Origin of the sequence: Leucobacter celer subsp. astrifaciens, assembly GCF_001273835.1 — a bacterium.
Classification (GTDB): Bacteria; Actinomycetota; Actinomycetes; order Actinomycetales; family Microbacteriaceae; genus Leucobacter; species Leucobacter celer.
In genome coordinates, this window is record NZ_JHEI01000132.1 from 234,790 (window position 1) to 250,496 (window position 15,707).

Sequence of the window (15,707 nt, forward strand, 5' to 3'; positions counted from 1 at the left end):
ATTCTCCTCAACTTCCACGGGCCAGGGCCGCAAAGCCCGTCCGTCCGACTCGGTTCTCCTGCAACGCTCGGGACCTCCACGAGATCCCGAGCCCTTTTCTGACCCTTGCTAGCTGGGGTCCACGAGCACCGACTTGCTCCTCGTATACTCGAGAACGCTCTCGCGGCCGAGTTCTCGGCTGTTCCCCGATACGTGCTGGCCGCCGTAACTGAGCCCCTGGTCGATCCTCCCGACCGTGTTCACCCACACCAGCCCTCCTCGCAGCCGCGTGGAGAATCGGTAGGCCCGGGAGATGTCTCTCGTCCAGACGGCAGCGGAAAGGTCGTACTCGGACTCATTCGCCATTCGAAGGACCTCGTCTTCGTCGCGGAAGACGATCACCGACAGAACCGGACCGAATATCTCTTCACTGGCGACTCGCATGTTGTTCGTCACGTCCGTGAGAACGGTTGGTGCGAGATAGAACCCATCGCCTTCGGAGATCTTTCCGCCACTCACGATAGATGCTCCCTGGTCCATGGCGGACGATATGTACCCAGAGACGCTCTGAAGGTGCGCTTGGGAAATCAGAGGGCCGATCGAAGTCGCCGTGTCGAGCGGGTCGCCCAGGCGGAACTTCATGGTCTCCTGCAGGAGCAGCTCCAGCATCTCGTCTCGGATGCTCTCGTGCAGGAACAAGCGTGACGGGGCGATGCACTGCTGGCCCGAATTCTCCCAGATGGATTCAGCGGATTCGGCGGCGGCCTTTCTCAGATCCGCATCGGGGAAGACGATGTTGGCGGTCTTTCCTCCCAGTTCAACACTGACCTTCTTCATCGAGGGCCCCGCAACGCCCAAGATGTGACGTCCGACGCGAGGGGAGCCGGTGAATGAAACCTTGTGAACGTCTGGGTGGCGAATCAAGGCCTCTCCTACGACGTCGCCGTACCCCGGGACAACGTTCAGCACGCCTGCGGGAAGACCGATCTCTCGTGCAAGGTCCGCGAGATAGAGAGTGGTGTAGCTCGCAAGCTCAGACGGCTTCAAGACGACCGTGTTTCCCGCGGCTAGCGCAGGAGCGATCTTCTGGGAGGCCATGGCGAGAGGGTAGTTCCAGGGGGTGATTGCGGCGCATACGCCGATGGGTTGGCGAAGCGTCATCCCGAAGAAGGGCTGACGAACCGGGTTCACGTCTCCCTCCAGCTTGGTCGGCCAGCCCCCGTAGTACCGGAACACGTGCTCGACGCCGTCGATCTCGTCGAGGGACTGCGAGAGGGGTTTCCCCATATCGATCGATTCCAGCTCCGCCAGAGTTTCTCGATGGTCCCGGACTGCGTCTGCAAGATCGAACAGGTAGCCGGCGCGAGTCGTCGGGCTGATGTCTCGCCAGTCCTCGGCCCCGAGGGCTCTGGAAGCCTTGTCGACCGCAGCGGATACATCTGAAGGAGAAGCCGCTGCGATGCGGCCCAGGCTGCTCCCGGTCGAGGGATCGACGGAGTCGAACGTCGATTCATCGTCGGAGGCGCGTTCGTGACCGCTGCCGAGGCGGAGTCCTTGGTCCCTGTTCAAGAAGGATCGGGCATCTTCGCGGACTTCCCTGGAATGCCCGAGGCAAGGGTCAGAACTCTGCATTATTGCTCCTTCTGAGGGTTGTGCGATTGCCGTGCCGATGGGTTCCAGCGCGGCCGACCTCACCGGTCATCGTACATACTATTTTCTATATTTAAAAGCGTGAAGTGTGATCCTGTCATGTCTTCATATCGAGTAGTACCGAGCGAGGGGCTGGATGCGTCGATGTCCGTCGTCCGCGGGCCGCGAGGTGCTCGGCGGGGAGGCGGGGCTCTACGGCACTCGGACCACCGAGTGCGGTGTCGAGTTGGAGACCGTGAGGCCCGCCGCCGCGCAGGATGAGACCGCCGCGCAGCCGACGCCGGGCTCACGGCCGCGCAGGCCGCGCAGGCTGCGCGGGATCAGGCGTCGGCGTAGAGCAGCTGCACGCCTGCCTGAGCGGGATCGATCTGCGCCCGACGGAAGCCGGGCAGCGAATCCGGCACGTAGTCTCCCGGAAGGAACCGTGAGGAATTGCTGAAGATCACGTTGCCGTGCCGGCCGATCAGCGCCATCGCGACGGAGTGCTGCAGCAGCACCGGGAGCAGAGCCGCCTCCAGATCCTCGACCTGGATGTCGTTGCCGACCGCTCCCACGCGGGCGCCGCGCACCTCGGCAGGCACGGTGAGCGTGAGCACGTAGGCCTCCACGCCGAGGTAGTCGATGTAGGGACCGACGAGTGCCGGCGTCCCCTCGTGGAACGACCTGATGAACCACTCGTGGTGCTCGTAGTCGTAGTAGCGGTCGGCCCCGGGTACCACGCCGAACGAGTAGCGGGCGAAGCGCGACTCGTCCTCTCTCACCCACCACTCGAGGTGGCCGTTCTCGGTTCCCAGCGCCGAGTGCGCGAAGATCAGGCCGCAGCCGTCGATGGTCTCGTCTTCCGCGAGGAAGCGCACCGCAGCTGATTTGAGGCGGCGGCGCGTCGAGTCGCTGATCTCGATGAGCCCGGTGTCGGTGAAGCCCAGGTTGGCGATGAGCTCCTCGGAGAGCGCCTCGAGGCGCTCGAAGTGCTGCGTGAACCAGCTGCTCAGGCTGTCGACGACCGTCTGCACGGACTCCGGGGCGCTCATCGGAAGCCTCCGAGGGTCCGAGGCGGTGCGGCGGCGCCCTGCGCGCGGCCGAGGGCGATCTTGCCGTCGATGATCAGTCGCATATTGCTCTTGACGTGGTCGACGGCGAGCTGCTGAGCCTCCTCTGCGCGCTGCTGCTCGATCGCCGTGGTGATGGCGAGATGCTCGGTGAAGGCGAGCTGAGCCGACGCGCGGCACACGCCCTCGCACCAGAGGAAGGGGGAGAGCTCGGACTGCAGGCGCTGCTCGGCCGTGAGCAGCCGCTGCGAGTGGCTGAGCACGGCGACCTCGAAGTGGAACCGGCTGTCGGCCATCGAGCGCTCCCGTGAGCTGCGCGCCTCGCGCGCCTGAAAGGCGAACTCGGCGAGGCGCGTGCGGCGACCCGGCTCCGTGCGCTCGGCGGCGAGCCGCGCCGCCATCCCCGAGACCGCTGCATGCTCGTCGAAGAAATCGCGCAGCGCGACGAGGCTCGTGGCCCGCAGCGATGCCTGCAGCGCCTCGGAGGAGGGGAAGGGCGCCTGCACGACGAAGGTGCCGCCGTTGCGACCTCGCCGCGTCTCCACCACACCCTGCGCACGCAGCTTCGCCAGCGCTTTGCGCAGCGTGGCGACCGCGATCCCGAACTGGCTCGCGAGTTCGGCCTCGGGCGGCAGCCGTTCTCCTACGCTGAGCATCCCCATCGAGATCGCCGAGGAGATGCGCTGGGCGATCCCGCCGACGTTCGGGCCGGAGGGCGTGCCCTCGCCCTGCGACGGGGTCTGACCGAGGAGCGGCTGCTGCACCTGATCGCCGCCTACGCGTCGAACTGCAGCGCGCGGGCGAGGAGGGCCTCCTGCTCGACCGCGTGCACCTTCGCCGATCCCGTCGAGGGGGCGGCCGAAGCCGATCGGGAGATCACGCGGATGCGGTCGTTCGCCAGGTGCTTCGACAGCTCGAGCGAGATGAACGGCCAAGCCCCCTGGTTCTCGGGCTCGTCCTGCACCCACACCAGATCGACGCCGCTGTACTGAGCCAGCACCCGGCCCAGCTGCGGGCCGGGGATCGGGTAGTACTGCTCGACGCGGACGAGCGCGACACGGGGGTCGGGGCGCTTGTCGAGGGCCGCGCGCAGATCGTAGTAGATCTTGCCCGAGACCAGCAGAACCCGCTCGACGGCCTGCTTGTCCTCGACCACCGGATCGTCGATCACCGGCTGGAAGGTGCCGCTGGTGAACTCTTCGACCGAGGAGGTCGCGCCGCGCAGACGCAGCATCGACTTCGGGGTGAAGACGATCAGCGGCTTGCGGGGGCGTGCGTAGGCCTGTCGGCGCAGCAGGTGGAAGTAGTTGGCCGGGGTCGACGGGCGGGCGACGATCATGTTGTCCTCGGCGCACAGCTGCAGGTATCGCTCGATGCGCGCGGAGGAGTGATCGGGGCCCTGCCCCTCGTACCCGTGCGGCAGCAGCAGGACGACCGACGAACGCTGGCCCCACTTCTGCTCGGCCGCGGCGATGTACTCGTCGATCACGGCCTGCGCGGTGTTCGCGAAGTCGCCGAACTGCGCCTCCCACAGCACGAGCGCGTCTTCCCGCTGCAGCGAGTAGCCGTACTCGAAGGCGAGGGCGGCGTACTCGGAGAGCAGCGAGTCGTAGATCCAGAACCGAGCCTGCTCATCGGAGAGGTTGAGCAGCGGGATCCACTCCTGCCCGTTCTTGCGATCGTGGAAGACCGCGTGGCGCTGCGCGAAGGTTCCGCGGCGGGCGTCCTGTCCGACGAAGCGCACCGCGGTGCCCTCGATGAGCAGCGAACCCAGAGCGAGCAGCTCGCCGAAGCCCCAGTCGATGCCGCCCTCGCGGGTCATGGCGAAGCGCTTGTTGAGCAGTTGCTGCAGCTTCTGGTGCACGGTGAAGCCCTCGGGCTTGTTCGCGAAGGCGTCGCCGATGCGCTCGACCACACTGAGGTCCACGGCCGTCTCGAGCGGAGCGGGGCCGGGGCCGCCGACCTCGGCGAGCTCGGCGATGCCGCTCGCGCCGACGATCGGGATCGAACCGGTCTGCGCCGCGTGCGTCTCCTGGAAGGCCAGCTCGAGGCGATCCTGGAAGTCCTGCTTCGCCTTGTCGTACTCCTCCTCGGTGATGTCGCCGCGACCGACGAGCGCGCTCGTGTACAGGCGACGGGTGGAGCGCTTGGCCTCGATGAGGTCGGTCATGAGCGGCTGGGTCATCGAGGGGTCGTCGCCCTCGTTGTGGCCGCGGCGGCGGTAGCACACCAGATCGATGATGACGTCGATGTGGAAGCGCTGGCGGAACTCGTAGGCGAGCTTCGCCACGCGCACGACCGACTCGGGATCGTCGCCGTTCACGTGGAAGATCGGCGCCTGCACCACCTTGCCGACCTCGGAGGAGTAGATGCCCGAGCGGGAATCCACGGGAAGGGTGGTGAAACCGACCTGGTTGTTGATGATGATGTGGATCGTGCCGCCCGTGCGGTAGCCGCGCAGCTGCGACATCTGCAGGGTCTCGTAGACGACGCCCTGGCCGGCCATGGCCGCGTCGCCGTGGACGAGGATCGGCAGCGTGGTGAACGAGCCGATCGGCTTCAGATCCTGCTTGGCGCGCACGATGCCCTCGAGCACGCCGTTGACGGTCTCGAGGTGCGAGGGGTTGGCGGCGAGGTGGATGGGCACCTGCGTACCGTTGGGGGCGGTGAAGACGCCGGAGGTGCCGAGGTGGTACTTGACGTCGCCCGAGCCGCCCTTCTGGGCCTGGGCTCCCTCGAACTCGCGGAAGATCTGACCGTAGGTCTTGCCCGCGATGTTGGAGAGCACGTTGAGGCGGCCGCGGTGGGCCATGCCGATGTCGACGCTGTCGACGCCGTCCTCGGCCGCATCGATGAGCATCGCGTCGAGCAGCGGGATGACCGACTCGCTGCCCTCCAGGCTGAAGCGCTTCTGGCCCACGTACTTGGTCTGCAGGAAGGTCTCGAAGGCCTCGGCCTCGTTGAGCTTCTCGAGGATGCGCATCTGCTCGTCGTGGCTCGGCTTGGCGTAGGGCACCTCGAGCTGCTCGCGCAGCCAGAGGCGCTGCGCCGGATCCTGGATGTGCATGTACTCGATGCCGATCTTGCGGCAGTAGGAGTCGCGCAGCACGCCGAGGATGTCGCGCAGCTTCATCGCGCGCTTGCCCCCGATGCCGCCGGTCACGAACTCCCGGTCGAGGTCCCAGAAGGTGAGGCCGTGCGACTCGATCTCGAGGTCGGGGTGGGTGCGCTGCTGGTACTCGAGCGGGTCGACGTCCGCCATCATGTGGCCGCGCACGCGGAAGGAGTTGATGAGCTCCTGCACACGAGCGGTCTTGTCGATCGCGCCGGAGATGTCGACGTGGATGTCGGACGCCCACTGCACGGGCTTGTACGGGATGCGCAGCGCTGCGAAGATCTCCTCGTAGAAGCGATGCCCGCCGGTGAGCCGCTCGTGCACGAGCTTCAGGAACTCGCCGGATCCGGCGCCCTGGATCACGCGGTGGTCGTAGGTGCTCGTGAGCGTGATGGTCTTGCCGACGCCGAGGTTGGTGAGGACCTCCTGCGAGGCGCCCTGGAACTCGGCCGGGTACTCGAGCGCGCCCGCGCCGATGATGCAGCCCTGGCCCTGCATGAGGCGCGGCACCGAGTGCTCGGTGCCGATGCCGCCCGGGTTGGTGAGCGAGATGGTGGTGCCCTGGAAATCGGCAGCGGTGAGCTTGTTGTCGCGGGTGCGCTTCACCAGGTCCTCGTAGGCCGCGAGGTACTCGTTGAAGTCGAGCGTCTCGGCCCGCTTGAGCGAGGGGACCAGGAGCGAGCGGGTGCCGTCGGGCTTGGGCACGTCGATCGCGATCCCGAGCCCGATGTGCGCGGGTGCCACGACCGAGGGCTTGCCGTCGATCTCGGCGTAGGCCACGTTCTGGCTGGGGAACTCCTTGATCGACTGGATCAGCGCCCAGCCGATGAGGTGGGTGAAGGAGACCTTGCCGCCACGGCTGCGCCGCAGGTGATTGTTGACGACGATGCGGTTGTCGATCAGGAGCTTCGCCGGGATGGTGCGCACGCTGGTGGCGGTGGGGACCGTGAGGCTCTGGTCCATGTTCTTGGAGAGGGTGCGGGCCATGCCCTTGAGCGGCGTGACCTCGTCCTCCCGAGTCTCCTCGGCCTCGGCGCGGGGAGCGGAGCGCGGTGCGTCGGCGGGGATCGGCGCCTCACGGGGAGCCGCGTTCGTCGTGCGCGCGGGCTGCGCCGGCGTGGTGATCGGGGTGGTCGAGGGGCCGACGTTGACCTGGGGCTGCGGTGCGGCGGGAACCTGAGCGGTGGTCCCGTACTTCTCCAGCACCGGCCACCATGAGCGGTCTACCGAATTCTTGTCGACTTGATACTGCTTCCACAGCTCGTCGACGAGCCACTCATTTGCACCGAAATCTCCTGCGGGACCAGCCTGTCCAGTGGTCTCCGTGCGCTCCGCCAAAGCGACGTCCTCTCGTTTCATGCCGGGTGAGGCAAAGGTGTAGTAGCCGAGGGTGTGGCTCCATAGCCGTACCTCAACTAAGCCTACGCCTTTCGGGGCGATCGTGCGGCCATACTCCCAGCAGAATCTGCAGCGTCTGCTGGTACAGTCTGTAAGCCTATGGACGCAGACTCTCGAAGACCGGCGGAGCCCCCGAGTACCGGCCGCGCTGAAGCGCGGCATTTCGCATCCACCAGGAGCCGCCGGTGAACGACTGGATCCTCCTGCTCATCGGCATTCTGCTCACCGTGGGCACCGGCATCTTCGTCGCCGCCGAATTCTCGCTCGTGGCGCTCGACCGCCAAGATCTCGAGCGACGCAGATCCGCCGGCGAACGCGGCCTTGATCGTGTGATCCGGGGCCTCTCGATCACCTCGACGCACCTGTCGAGCGCGCAGCTGGGCATCACCCTCACGACGCTGCTCGCGGGGTACACGCTGGAGCCCGCCATCAGCGGCTTCCTCGACGGACCGCTCGGAGCGCTCGGCGTGCCCGAGGGACTGCGGCGCGCCATCAGCGCCCCCATCGCGGTGGCGCTCGCGACCGTCTTCTCCATGATCGTGGGCGAGCTCGTGCCCAAGAACTTCGCGCTGGCGAAACCGCTCGCGACCGCGCGTCTCGTGATGCCGGCTCAGGGGGCGTTCACCGCGACCTTCAAGCCCGCGATCCTCGTGCTCAACGGCAGCGCGAACGGCATCCTGCGCGGGATCGGCATCGAGCCGAAGGAGGAGCTCTCGGGCGCCAGATCGGCCGAGGAGCTCTCCTCGCTCGTGCGCCACTCCGCGAGCGCGGGCCTGCTCGAGGCCGACACCGCGACCCTGCTCGACCGCACGCTGCGCTTCTCCGAGTTGACCGCGGCCGACGTGATGACCCCCCGGCTCAAGGTCGAGAGCCTGCAGCGGCTCGAACCGGCGACAGCCGTGCTCGAGCTGTCGGGTCGCACGGGATTCTCGCGCTTCCCCGTGATCGACGAGGATCGCGACGACGTGGTGGGTGTGGTGCACGTGAAGCAGGCGGTGGCCGTGCCCAGGGCCAGGAGGCCCGAGGTGCCGGTGGCGGCGCTCGCCGAGGAGCTGGTGCGCGTACCGGAGACCATGCGTCTGGACCAGCTGCTCGAGGAACTGCGCTCCACCGGCTTCCAGCTGGCCATCGTGGTGGACGAGTACGGCGGCACGGCCGGCATCGTCACGCTCGAGGACCTGGTCGAGGAGATCGTGGGCGAGGTGGCCGATGAGCACGACCGCGCCGCGGCCGGCGTCGTCGGCACCGCGGAGAAGATGACCTTCCCGGCCGACCTGCGACCCGACGAGGTCCTCGATCAGACCGGGATCGACATTCCGGACAGCGATGAGTACGACACCGTCGCCGGCTTCGTGCTGCGCGAGCTCGGCCGCATCCCCGAGCCGGGCGACGAGGTGATGCTCGCCGACGGCGGCACGCTGCGCGTCGAGCGCATGGATGGACGCCGCATCGCGCGGCTGCGCTATACGAGCGTGCCGCTGCCCGAAGGGGCCGACGCGATCGACGACCGGGAGGACGGACGATGAGCGACTGGATGGGCATCGTCTGGCTCGTGGTGCTGCTCGTGATCAACGCCTTCTTCGTCGGTGCGGAGTTCGCGGTGATCTCCGCACGGCGATCCCAGATCGAGCCGAGGGCCGACGCCGGCTCGAAGCGCGCCAAGACGGCGCTCTATGCGATGGAGCACGCGACGCTCATGCTCGCGACCAGCCAGCTCGGCATCACCGTGTGCTCGCTGCTGATCCTCAACGTCTCGGAACCCGCGATCCACCACCTGCTCGAGGGGCCGCTCGCCTGGACCGGGCTCGCCCCCGAAGCGGTGAGCATCACGGCGTTCGTGCTGACGCTGCTGGGCGTCTCCTACCTGCACGTGGTGTTCGGCGAGATGGTGCCGAAGAACGCGGCCTTCTCGATGCCGGATCAGGCCGTGCTGCTGCTCGCGCCGCCGCTCGTCGCGGTCTCGCGCCTGCTGCGCCACGTGATCGCCGCGCTCAACGCGATCGCGAACGGGGTGCTGCGCCTCTTCGGCGTCGAACCGAAGTCGGAGACCAACAGCACCTACACGCTCGAGGAGGTCGCGAGCATCGTGAGTCATTCGACGCGCGAGGGCGTGCTGGAAGACCGCAGCGGTGCGCTCACGGCGGCGTTCGAGTTCACCACCAAGCGGGCGGAGGACCTGCTCGTGCCGCTCGACCGGCTCGTGGTGCTGCCTGCGGGCTCGACTCCGGGCGACGTCGAAGCGGCTGTCGCGAGGCACGGCTTCTCCCGGTACCCGATCGCGGGCGCCGACGGCGAGCTCGACGGCTACGTGCACATCAAGGACCTCGTGCGGCTGGGGGAGGAGCGGATCTCCGAGGCGATCCCGCCCAAGCGCATTCGCGAGATGGTCTCGGTCCACGCCGCCACGGAGCTGGAGGATGTGCTCGCGCGCATGCAGGCGCGCGGGATCCACCTCGCCCGCATCCACGATTCAGAGGGCGGAGAGCTGGGCGTCGTGTTCCTCGAGGACGTGATCGAGGAGCTCGTCGGCGAGATCCATGACGCGACGAAGCGGCAGCGGTACGAATAGCCGGGAGCCTTGCGCCGTGTTGGGTTTCGACTCCCTCCTTCGTCGGTCGCTCAACCGGCGGAGGGGAGTGTCCTCGCTGGTTGAGCGAGGCGGAGCCGAGTCGAAACCGGGGTGCGCCGTGTTGAGTTTCGACTCCCTTCTTCGTCGGTCGCTCAACCGTCGGAGGGGAGTGTTCTCGCTGGTTGAGCGAGGCGGAGCCGAGTCGAAACCTGCGACGGCGGCGAATCAGTGAGCAGTGAGTACGATGTGCGCCGAGATCTCGTCGAGCGGGAGCTCCGCGCCGGCGACGAGCGGGTTGTCCGGGATGCTCAGCGTGACATCGAACTCGGCGGCGTCCTTGCTCAGCACGGTCGGTGTGAGGCGCACGGTCGTTCCGGTGCGCACCGCTCCGTTCACGGAGAGCGTGCCGGTCACGGTGACGGTGCCGACCTCGCTGTTCGCCCGGCGCAGCGCCGTCGGCTCGGTGAGTACGAACTCGGCGTCGGGCAGTCCCTCGGCGCTCACTTCGTACCGCGCTTCGGTGATCACGCCGTCGTTGAGCACGATGTATCCCGACGACGTCACCCGACCATCGAGCAGGGCCTGCAGCGCCGGGTTGTCGACCGGGGTCAGCAGCTGGGTGTCGGAGATGTCGTAGGTCCTGGTCGTCGGCATCTCGAGCAGGTCGGAATCGACTGCCGCGCGCAGCTCGGCGGCCTGCACGCTCGTGCTCGGAGCGGGGGCGCACCCGGCGAGGCACAGCGGCAGCGCGGCCGACACGGTCGCGATGAACCCGATGGCTCGCGCGGAACGACTCACCTGCACTGCAGTCACAGACCCGACCCTTCGCGTTCGACGTACCCGCTGAGACTACGCGCCGAAGGTGAGAGGCGGCCTAAAGCGCGATGTGTGCGGGCTTATGCGTCGCGCAGCGCGTCGACGGGTTCGATGCGAGCGGCCTTCACCGCGGGGTAGCCGCCGGCGGCGAGACCGACCAGCGCTCCGACCACGACGCCGAGCGGCGCGGCCCAGGAGGCGATCACGGGAGTCCACTGCTGCATCACGCACACGGCGATCAGCGCGAAGAGGCCGACGGCCACTCCGATGAGCCCGCCCAGCACTCCCGTCGTGAGCGACTCGAGGATGAACTGACGGGCGATGTCGCGAGTTCGCGCCCCCAACGCCCGTCGCAGGCCGATCTCGCCGCGCCGCTCCGAGACGGAGAGCAGCGTGACGTTGGCGATGCCGATACCGCCGCCCACCAGGGCCACGATGCCGATCGCGAGGAAGAGCACATTGATGTCGGCCTCGACGTTCGACTGCAACTCGTTCGTGCTGCTGGGCGCGGACACCTTGAAGGCCTCCGGGTCGTTGGGGTTGAGCGCGAGCGGGGCCTGGCGCGCGACCACGGAGCCGGCGCCGACGTCGATGCGCAGGTCGAGGCTGTCGGCCGCGGTGAGTCCGAGCCCGGCGCGTGCCGTGCTCACGGGCACGATCACCGAATCGAGCAGCCCGCTGCGCGTGCCGACGTCGCCGATGATGCCGATGACCGTATAGGCGCGGTCTCCGATGAAGACCGCGGGCTGCCCGGTGACGCGGTTGATCCCGAGTTGCTCGGCCGCGCTCGCTCCGAGCACCGCGACGCGATCCCTCCGCTCCTCGTGCCCGGAGTCGTAGAAGCGGCCCGTCTGCACCGATCCTCGCACCACGTCCAGCAGCTCCGGGGAAGCCGCGATCACGGGCGGAGAGCTCCGCTGCGCGGCCGAGGGATCCTGCACCTGCACCGCGTCGACCCGGGGAGCGTTCGGCACCTTCGCGTAGAGCGCCGCGCGCTCGACGCCGGCGAGCGTCTCCGTGCGCTCCACCGCGTCCCAGGGGATGCGGGACGTCGCGCGCTCCTTCCCGCCCGGGGAGCTCGTCGAACCCGGCTCGACGGTGACACGGGTCGCAGCCAGCGCGTCGAACTGCTGCGCGATCTGGCCCGCGGCGGTTTGAGCGAAACCGATCGTCGCCACGAGCGAGGCGATCCCGAGCACGGTTCCGATCAGCGTGATCACGAGCCGAGAGGGCCGTGCGCCGACCCCCTCGAGCGACTCGTGCACCAGGTCGCGCACGGAGACCGCCGGCTGCCGCGGACGGCCGCGCCCGCCGAACCGCCTGCGTGGCTTCTGCTGCGCGGAACCTCGTTCCTCCGCCGGGGCCCCGCGCTTCACGCCAACTCCGAGAGTTCGCCGTCGTGCATGCGCACGCGCCTGCCGGCCGAGGCCGCCACCGCTTCGTCGTGGGTGATCATCACGATCGTGAGGCCGTCGGCTCCCAGCTCGTCGAAGAGGCGCATGATCGACGCGGAGTTCTGCCGGTCGAGGTTGCCCGTCGGCTCGTCGGCCAGCAGCAGCCGCGGTGATGTGCAGACGGCGCGCGCGATGGCCACGCGCTGGCGCTCGCCGCCCGAGAGCGTGCCCGGGGAGAAGTCGACGCGGTGCGTGAGGCCGACGCGCTCGAGCGCCGCACGGGCCAGCGGCTCCCGCTGCTCGTGCCCGAGACCGGCGTAGGTGCCCGCGAGCATCACGTTCTCGAGCACGGTGCGGGTGGGGAGCAGATGGAACGACTGGAACACGAAGCCGATGGCGCGACTGCGCAGCGCCGCGCGGTCGTCGTCGCCGAGCTGGGAGACATCGACGCCCTCGAACAGGAAGCGGCCGGTGCTGGGACGGTCGAGCAGGCCGAGGGTGTTGAGCATGGTCGACTTGCCCGAGCCCGACGGCCCGACGATGGCCAGGTAGTCGCCGCGCTCGACCGTGAGGTCGATACCGCGCAGCGCGTTGACCGGGGGCGGGCCGGGGAAGAATCGCGTGACGTCTTCGAGCTGGATGACGGGCCCCGGGTAATCGGGGTCGCCGGCGGGCGCCGTGCTCCCGGTGCTCGTGGCCCGGGCCCGTGCGCGCGCCCGGCGGCGCGCCGTGCGCACCACCCGGCGGTCGGCGGCGCGGGGACGCAGCGCAGCGGCATCCGAGCCTGCCGGCTGATCCTCGGTGCTCGCGGGTTGATCCTCGGTGCTCGCCAGCAGATCCTCGATGCGGCTCACCGGCCGACCACGACCTTCGCCCCCGCCGTGAGGCGGGGATCCTCGGACGCGATCTCGACGAAACCGTCGGCCGCGAGTCCCGCCTCGACCGTGATGATCTCGGTCTCGGCGTCCGCCCCGTTCTTCACGTCGATCAGCAGCTCCACGCGATCCTCGCCACCCGATCCCGCCGACAGCGCGGCGATGGGCACCGCCAGTACTTCGCCGTCGGTCGAGGCGATGGGAATGCGCAGGCGCACGTTCGTGCCGCGGAGGGCATCGATCTGCTCCGGGGTGAGTTCGCCGGGGGAGAGCGTCACGGTGTAGCGGTCGCCGCCGCCCTGACCGCCGCCCTCACCGCTCTCGCCGTTCTCCCCGTCGGATCCGCCGCCCGACTTCGGGGTCGCGATCTTCTGCACGGTCGCGGCGAGTTCGTCGCCGTCGGGGCCGGGGTAGAACGCCTCGTCGCCCTCGCTCAGCAGATCGGCATCCTGCTTCGAGAAGGTGCCGACGATGGTGAGTGCTGCGCCGGAGACGCTCATGGGCGAGCCCGAGAGGATGTCGCCACGAGCCACCGAGACATCATCGACGCGACGGGGCAGATCGCTGAGGAAGAGCACCTCGCTCGACGGGAGCCGGGGCAGCACCCCCTCCTGAGCGGCTACCAGGGCTTCCTGGGCATCCGAAAGCGCCTCCCACGCCGAGTTCACCGCGGCCTGCTCGCCGATCACGTTCTTGGCGCCGCCGTCGACCGCTTCCTGCAGAGCGGCCTGCGCCTGCGCGACGGAGGTGTTCGCGTCGCGCACCGATCGCTCGGCGTCGCGCAGCGCGAGCTGGGCATCGGGGCCGCCGTTCGCCGCCTCGTAGCCGGTCTGCTCGTAGAGGGCGCCGAGCGCGGTGGCGGTGTCGTACTCGAAGAGATCCGAATCGGGATCCCCGGCCGCGTAGCCCATCGTGTTCAGTGCGACCTTGAGCTGCACCACGTCGGGGCCCCGCATGCCCACGCTCAGCGTGCGGTATGCGGGCAGGGCCCCCGACAGCACGATCACGGGGCGTCCGGCGAGCTCGAGCGCCACGTTGCCGGCCTTGAACACCGTGCCGATCTCGGGCACGTGCCCCGTGACGACGGGCCGGTCCTCGCCGCCGGCGGCGTCGATCTCCACGTCGACCGCGTCGGCGTAGGTGACCTCGCCGCGCGCCACGATGGTGTTCTCGATCACCCGCTCCTCGACGGGAGCGGTGACGGGTCCGGGCTCGGGCGGCGCGGTGCGAGCCGCGATCTCGGCTGGCGAGACGATGAACTGCATCACCGCTATGCCGGCCAGCAGCGACACCACCGCGACGGCCGCGATCAGTGCGACCAGGCGGGTGCCCGACCAGCTGCGCTTGGTCTTCGGGGACTCGGGGTCCGGAGTTTCGAGGTCCGGTGCTTTGGGGTCCGGAGTTCCGGGGTCCGGTGCTTCGAGATCTTGCGCGGCGGTGTGCGGCGCCGACGGATCCTGTTCCGTGTTCCCTCTGCGTCCCCGTTTCAGCGACGCCACCGGTTACTGCTTCTTCTCGACGCCGTGCTTGGCCACGAGCGCGTCGAGCTCGGCCTTGTGCTCATCGACGAACTTCTGCTCCAGATCGAACTGGATCTTCAGGAGGCCGTCGTCGTAGCCGATCTTCCCCTTGCAGCCCTGATCGGCAAGGGCGACCTCGATCTCGCGCTCCTGGAACTTCTTCTGGTCGGCCTTGCTGGGCTCCTGCAATTCGCCGTCTTCGCCGTCGGGCATCTGCAACTCGTTGTACTCATCGCTCATCGCCTGCTGCGCCAGCATGGGGGAGGAGAATCCGTCGTATCCCGCGTCGGCCATGCAGTCCGCCCACTCGCGGTTGAGCTTGAGCACGTCCTCGTTCGGGCTGTCCTCGCTCCAGAGCGCTTCGTACAGCTGGTTGGACGACTCGAAGAGGTCCTCGAACTCGGGATCCTCGTACGCGGCCATGCCGCCGTTCGTCTCGGACTGCACCTCGTGCTGCGCAGCGCCGTAGCAGCCGTTCTTCGTCCAGTCGTACTCGTAACCGCCGTCCTCGTCCATGGCGGCGATCTCCTCCTCCGTGGGACTGGGGCCGTGCAGCGCCTCGTAGTAGGCCTGCTGCTCCGACTCGCTGAGCGCTTCGACGTAGTCCTGGTTGGGGTCGATGTACTCCTCGCCCGTGTCCTCGGGCATATCCTCCATGCCCGGCCAGCTCACGATGCCGTAGCCGTACTGCTTGGCGAACTCCTCGGAGCCCCACTCGACTCCTTCGTCTTCTTCGGAGCTGTAGATCGTGCCGCCGTTCTGCACATCGGGCGTGTACTCGAAGCCCTCCGTGCTCATGCACTCGGCGACGAGCTCCTCGGTCTGCTTCGTCTCGGCGTCGAGCTTCTCCTGGGTGTACTCCTCGCCGTCCCAGAGCGCCGACAGGTACTTCGAGAGCGGGCCGTCCTCTGCGGTCGCGTCGGTGCCCGACTTGCCGCCCGAGCAGCCGGTCAGGGCGAGGGCCGCGGCGGCGAACAACGCCAGGGCGGGAATCGAAACGCGCTGGGGGAGCGATCGGGGCATGGCGGAACCTCAATTCTCGGGCGGTTGCGGGGACTGGCCCCGTCGCATCTCCGGTCAAGTTATCACATAGGTGTCGGCTAAGTCGGGAGGGGTTTCCGTAAAAATACCCGTACCCGACTGCGGGTCGATCGACAGCCTCGCGGATAATATATCGTGATTTTAAGACGCTGATCCGATTTATATCCGGGTGGATGCTTCGAGGCTGTGCGGGCGGTGTGGGGCGAGCGTGTCCGACGCGGCGTTCGGCGAGCGCCATCGGCAGATCACCGACACAGAAGTTGTGCGCTTGGCCGAGCAGTTCGGGCTCGGCAGTGCGGAA

At 68.2% G+C, this 15,707-nt stretch carries 11 protein-coding genes; 2 read left to right on the forward strand and 9 right to left on the reverse strand.

Annotated features, from left to right (window positions below):
* Window positions 1-108 precede the first annotated feature (108 nt).
* The 4 genes from AMS65_RS02000 to AMS65_RS02015 form a co-directional block, all read right to left on the reverse strand.
* Window positions 109-1,611, reverse strand: coding sequence for an aldehyde dehydrogenase family protein (locus AMS65_RS02000; protein WP_053382491.1), 1,503 nt, complete (start codon window positions 1,609-1,611; stop codon window positions 109-111).
* Window positions 1,612-1,949: 338 nt separating this feature from the next.
* Window positions 1,950-2,660 (reverse strand): cache domain-containing protein, encoded by a 711-nt coding sequence (locus AMS65_RS02005; protein WP_053382492.1) that lies wholly within the window; start codon window positions 2,658-2,660, stop codon window positions 1,950-1,952.
* On the reverse strand, window positions 2,657-3,442 hold the full coding sequence (locus tag AMS65_RS02010; RefSeq protein ID WP_053382493.1) for a FadR/GntR family transcriptional regulator: 786 nt from the start codon (window positions 3,440-3,442) through the stop codon (window positions 2,657-2,659). Before AMS65_RS02010 ends, AMS65_RS02005 begins: the two co-directional genes overlap by 4 nt.
* Window positions 3,443-3,453: 11 nt before the next feature.
* Window positions 3,454-7,131: a multifunctional oxoglutarate decarboxylase/oxoglutarate dehydrogenase thiamine pyrophosphate-binding subunit/dihydrolipoyllysine-residue succinyltransferase subunit gene (locus tag AMS65_RS02015; RefSeq protein ID WP_075200788.1), complete on the reverse strand. Its 3,678-nt coding sequence runs from the start codon at window positions 7,129-7,131 to the stop codon at window positions 3,454-3,456.
* A gap of 245 nt (window positions 7,132-7,376) precedes the next feature.
* Between AMS65_RS02015 and AMS65_RS02020 the strand changes: the two genes are divergently transcribed.
* Together AMS65_RS02020 and AMS65_RS02025 are read left to right on the forward strand one after the other, a co-directional pair.
* Window positions 7,377-8,717, forward strand: coding sequence for a hemolysin family protein (locus tag AMS65_RS02020; protein WP_053382494.1), 1,341 nt, complete (start codon window positions 7,377-7,379; stop codon window positions 8,715-8,717).
* Window positions 8,714-9,760, forward strand: a complete 1,047-nt coding sequence (locus tag AMS65_RS02025; RefSeq protein ID WP_053382495.1) for a hemolysin family protein — start codon at window positions 8,714-8,716, stop codon at window positions 9,758-9,760. Before AMS65_RS02020 ends, AMS65_RS02025 begins: the two co-directional genes overlap by 4 nt.
* A gap of 225 nt (window positions 9,761-9,985) precedes the next feature.
* Here AMS65_RS02025 and AMS65_RS02030 read toward each other — a convergent pair whose 3' ends face one another.
* The 5 genes from AMS65_RS02030 to AMS65_RS02050 form a co-directional block, all read right to left on the reverse strand.
* On the reverse strand, window positions 9,986-10,573 hold the full coding sequence (locus AMS65_RS02030) for a hypothetical protein (protein ID WP_157502015.1): 588 nt from the start codon (window positions 10,571-10,573) through the stop codon (window positions 9,986-9,988).
* A gap of 83 nt (window positions 10,574-10,656) precedes the next feature.
* A complete protein-coding gene (locus AMS65_RS02035) occupies window positions 10,657-11,952 on the reverse strand; it encodes an ABC transporter permease (protein ID WP_083451411.1) in 1,296 nt (431 codons plus the stop codon).
* Window positions 11,949-12,611 (reverse strand): ABC transporter ATP-binding protein, encoded by a 663-nt coding sequence (locus AMS65_RS02040; RefSeq protein WP_053382594.1) that lies wholly within the window; start codon window positions 12,609-12,611, stop codon window positions 11,949-11,951. Before AMS65_RS02040 ends, AMS65_RS02035 begins: the two co-directional genes overlap by 4 nt.
* A gap of 209 nt (window positions 12,612-12,820) precedes the next feature.
* A complete protein-coding gene (locus AMS65_RS02045) occupies window positions 12,821-14,344 on the reverse strand; it encodes a peptidoglycan-binding domain-containing protein (RefSeq protein WP_241489303.1) in 1,524 nt (507 codons plus the stop codon).
* A gap of 3 nt (window positions 14,345-14,347) precedes the next feature.
* Window positions 14,348-15,388, reverse strand: coding sequence for a hypothetical protein (locus AMS65_RS02050; protein ID WP_053382497.1), 1,041 nt, complete (start codon window positions 15,386-15,388; stop codon window positions 14,348-14,350).
* Window positions 15,389-15,707: the final 319 nt, after the last annotated feature.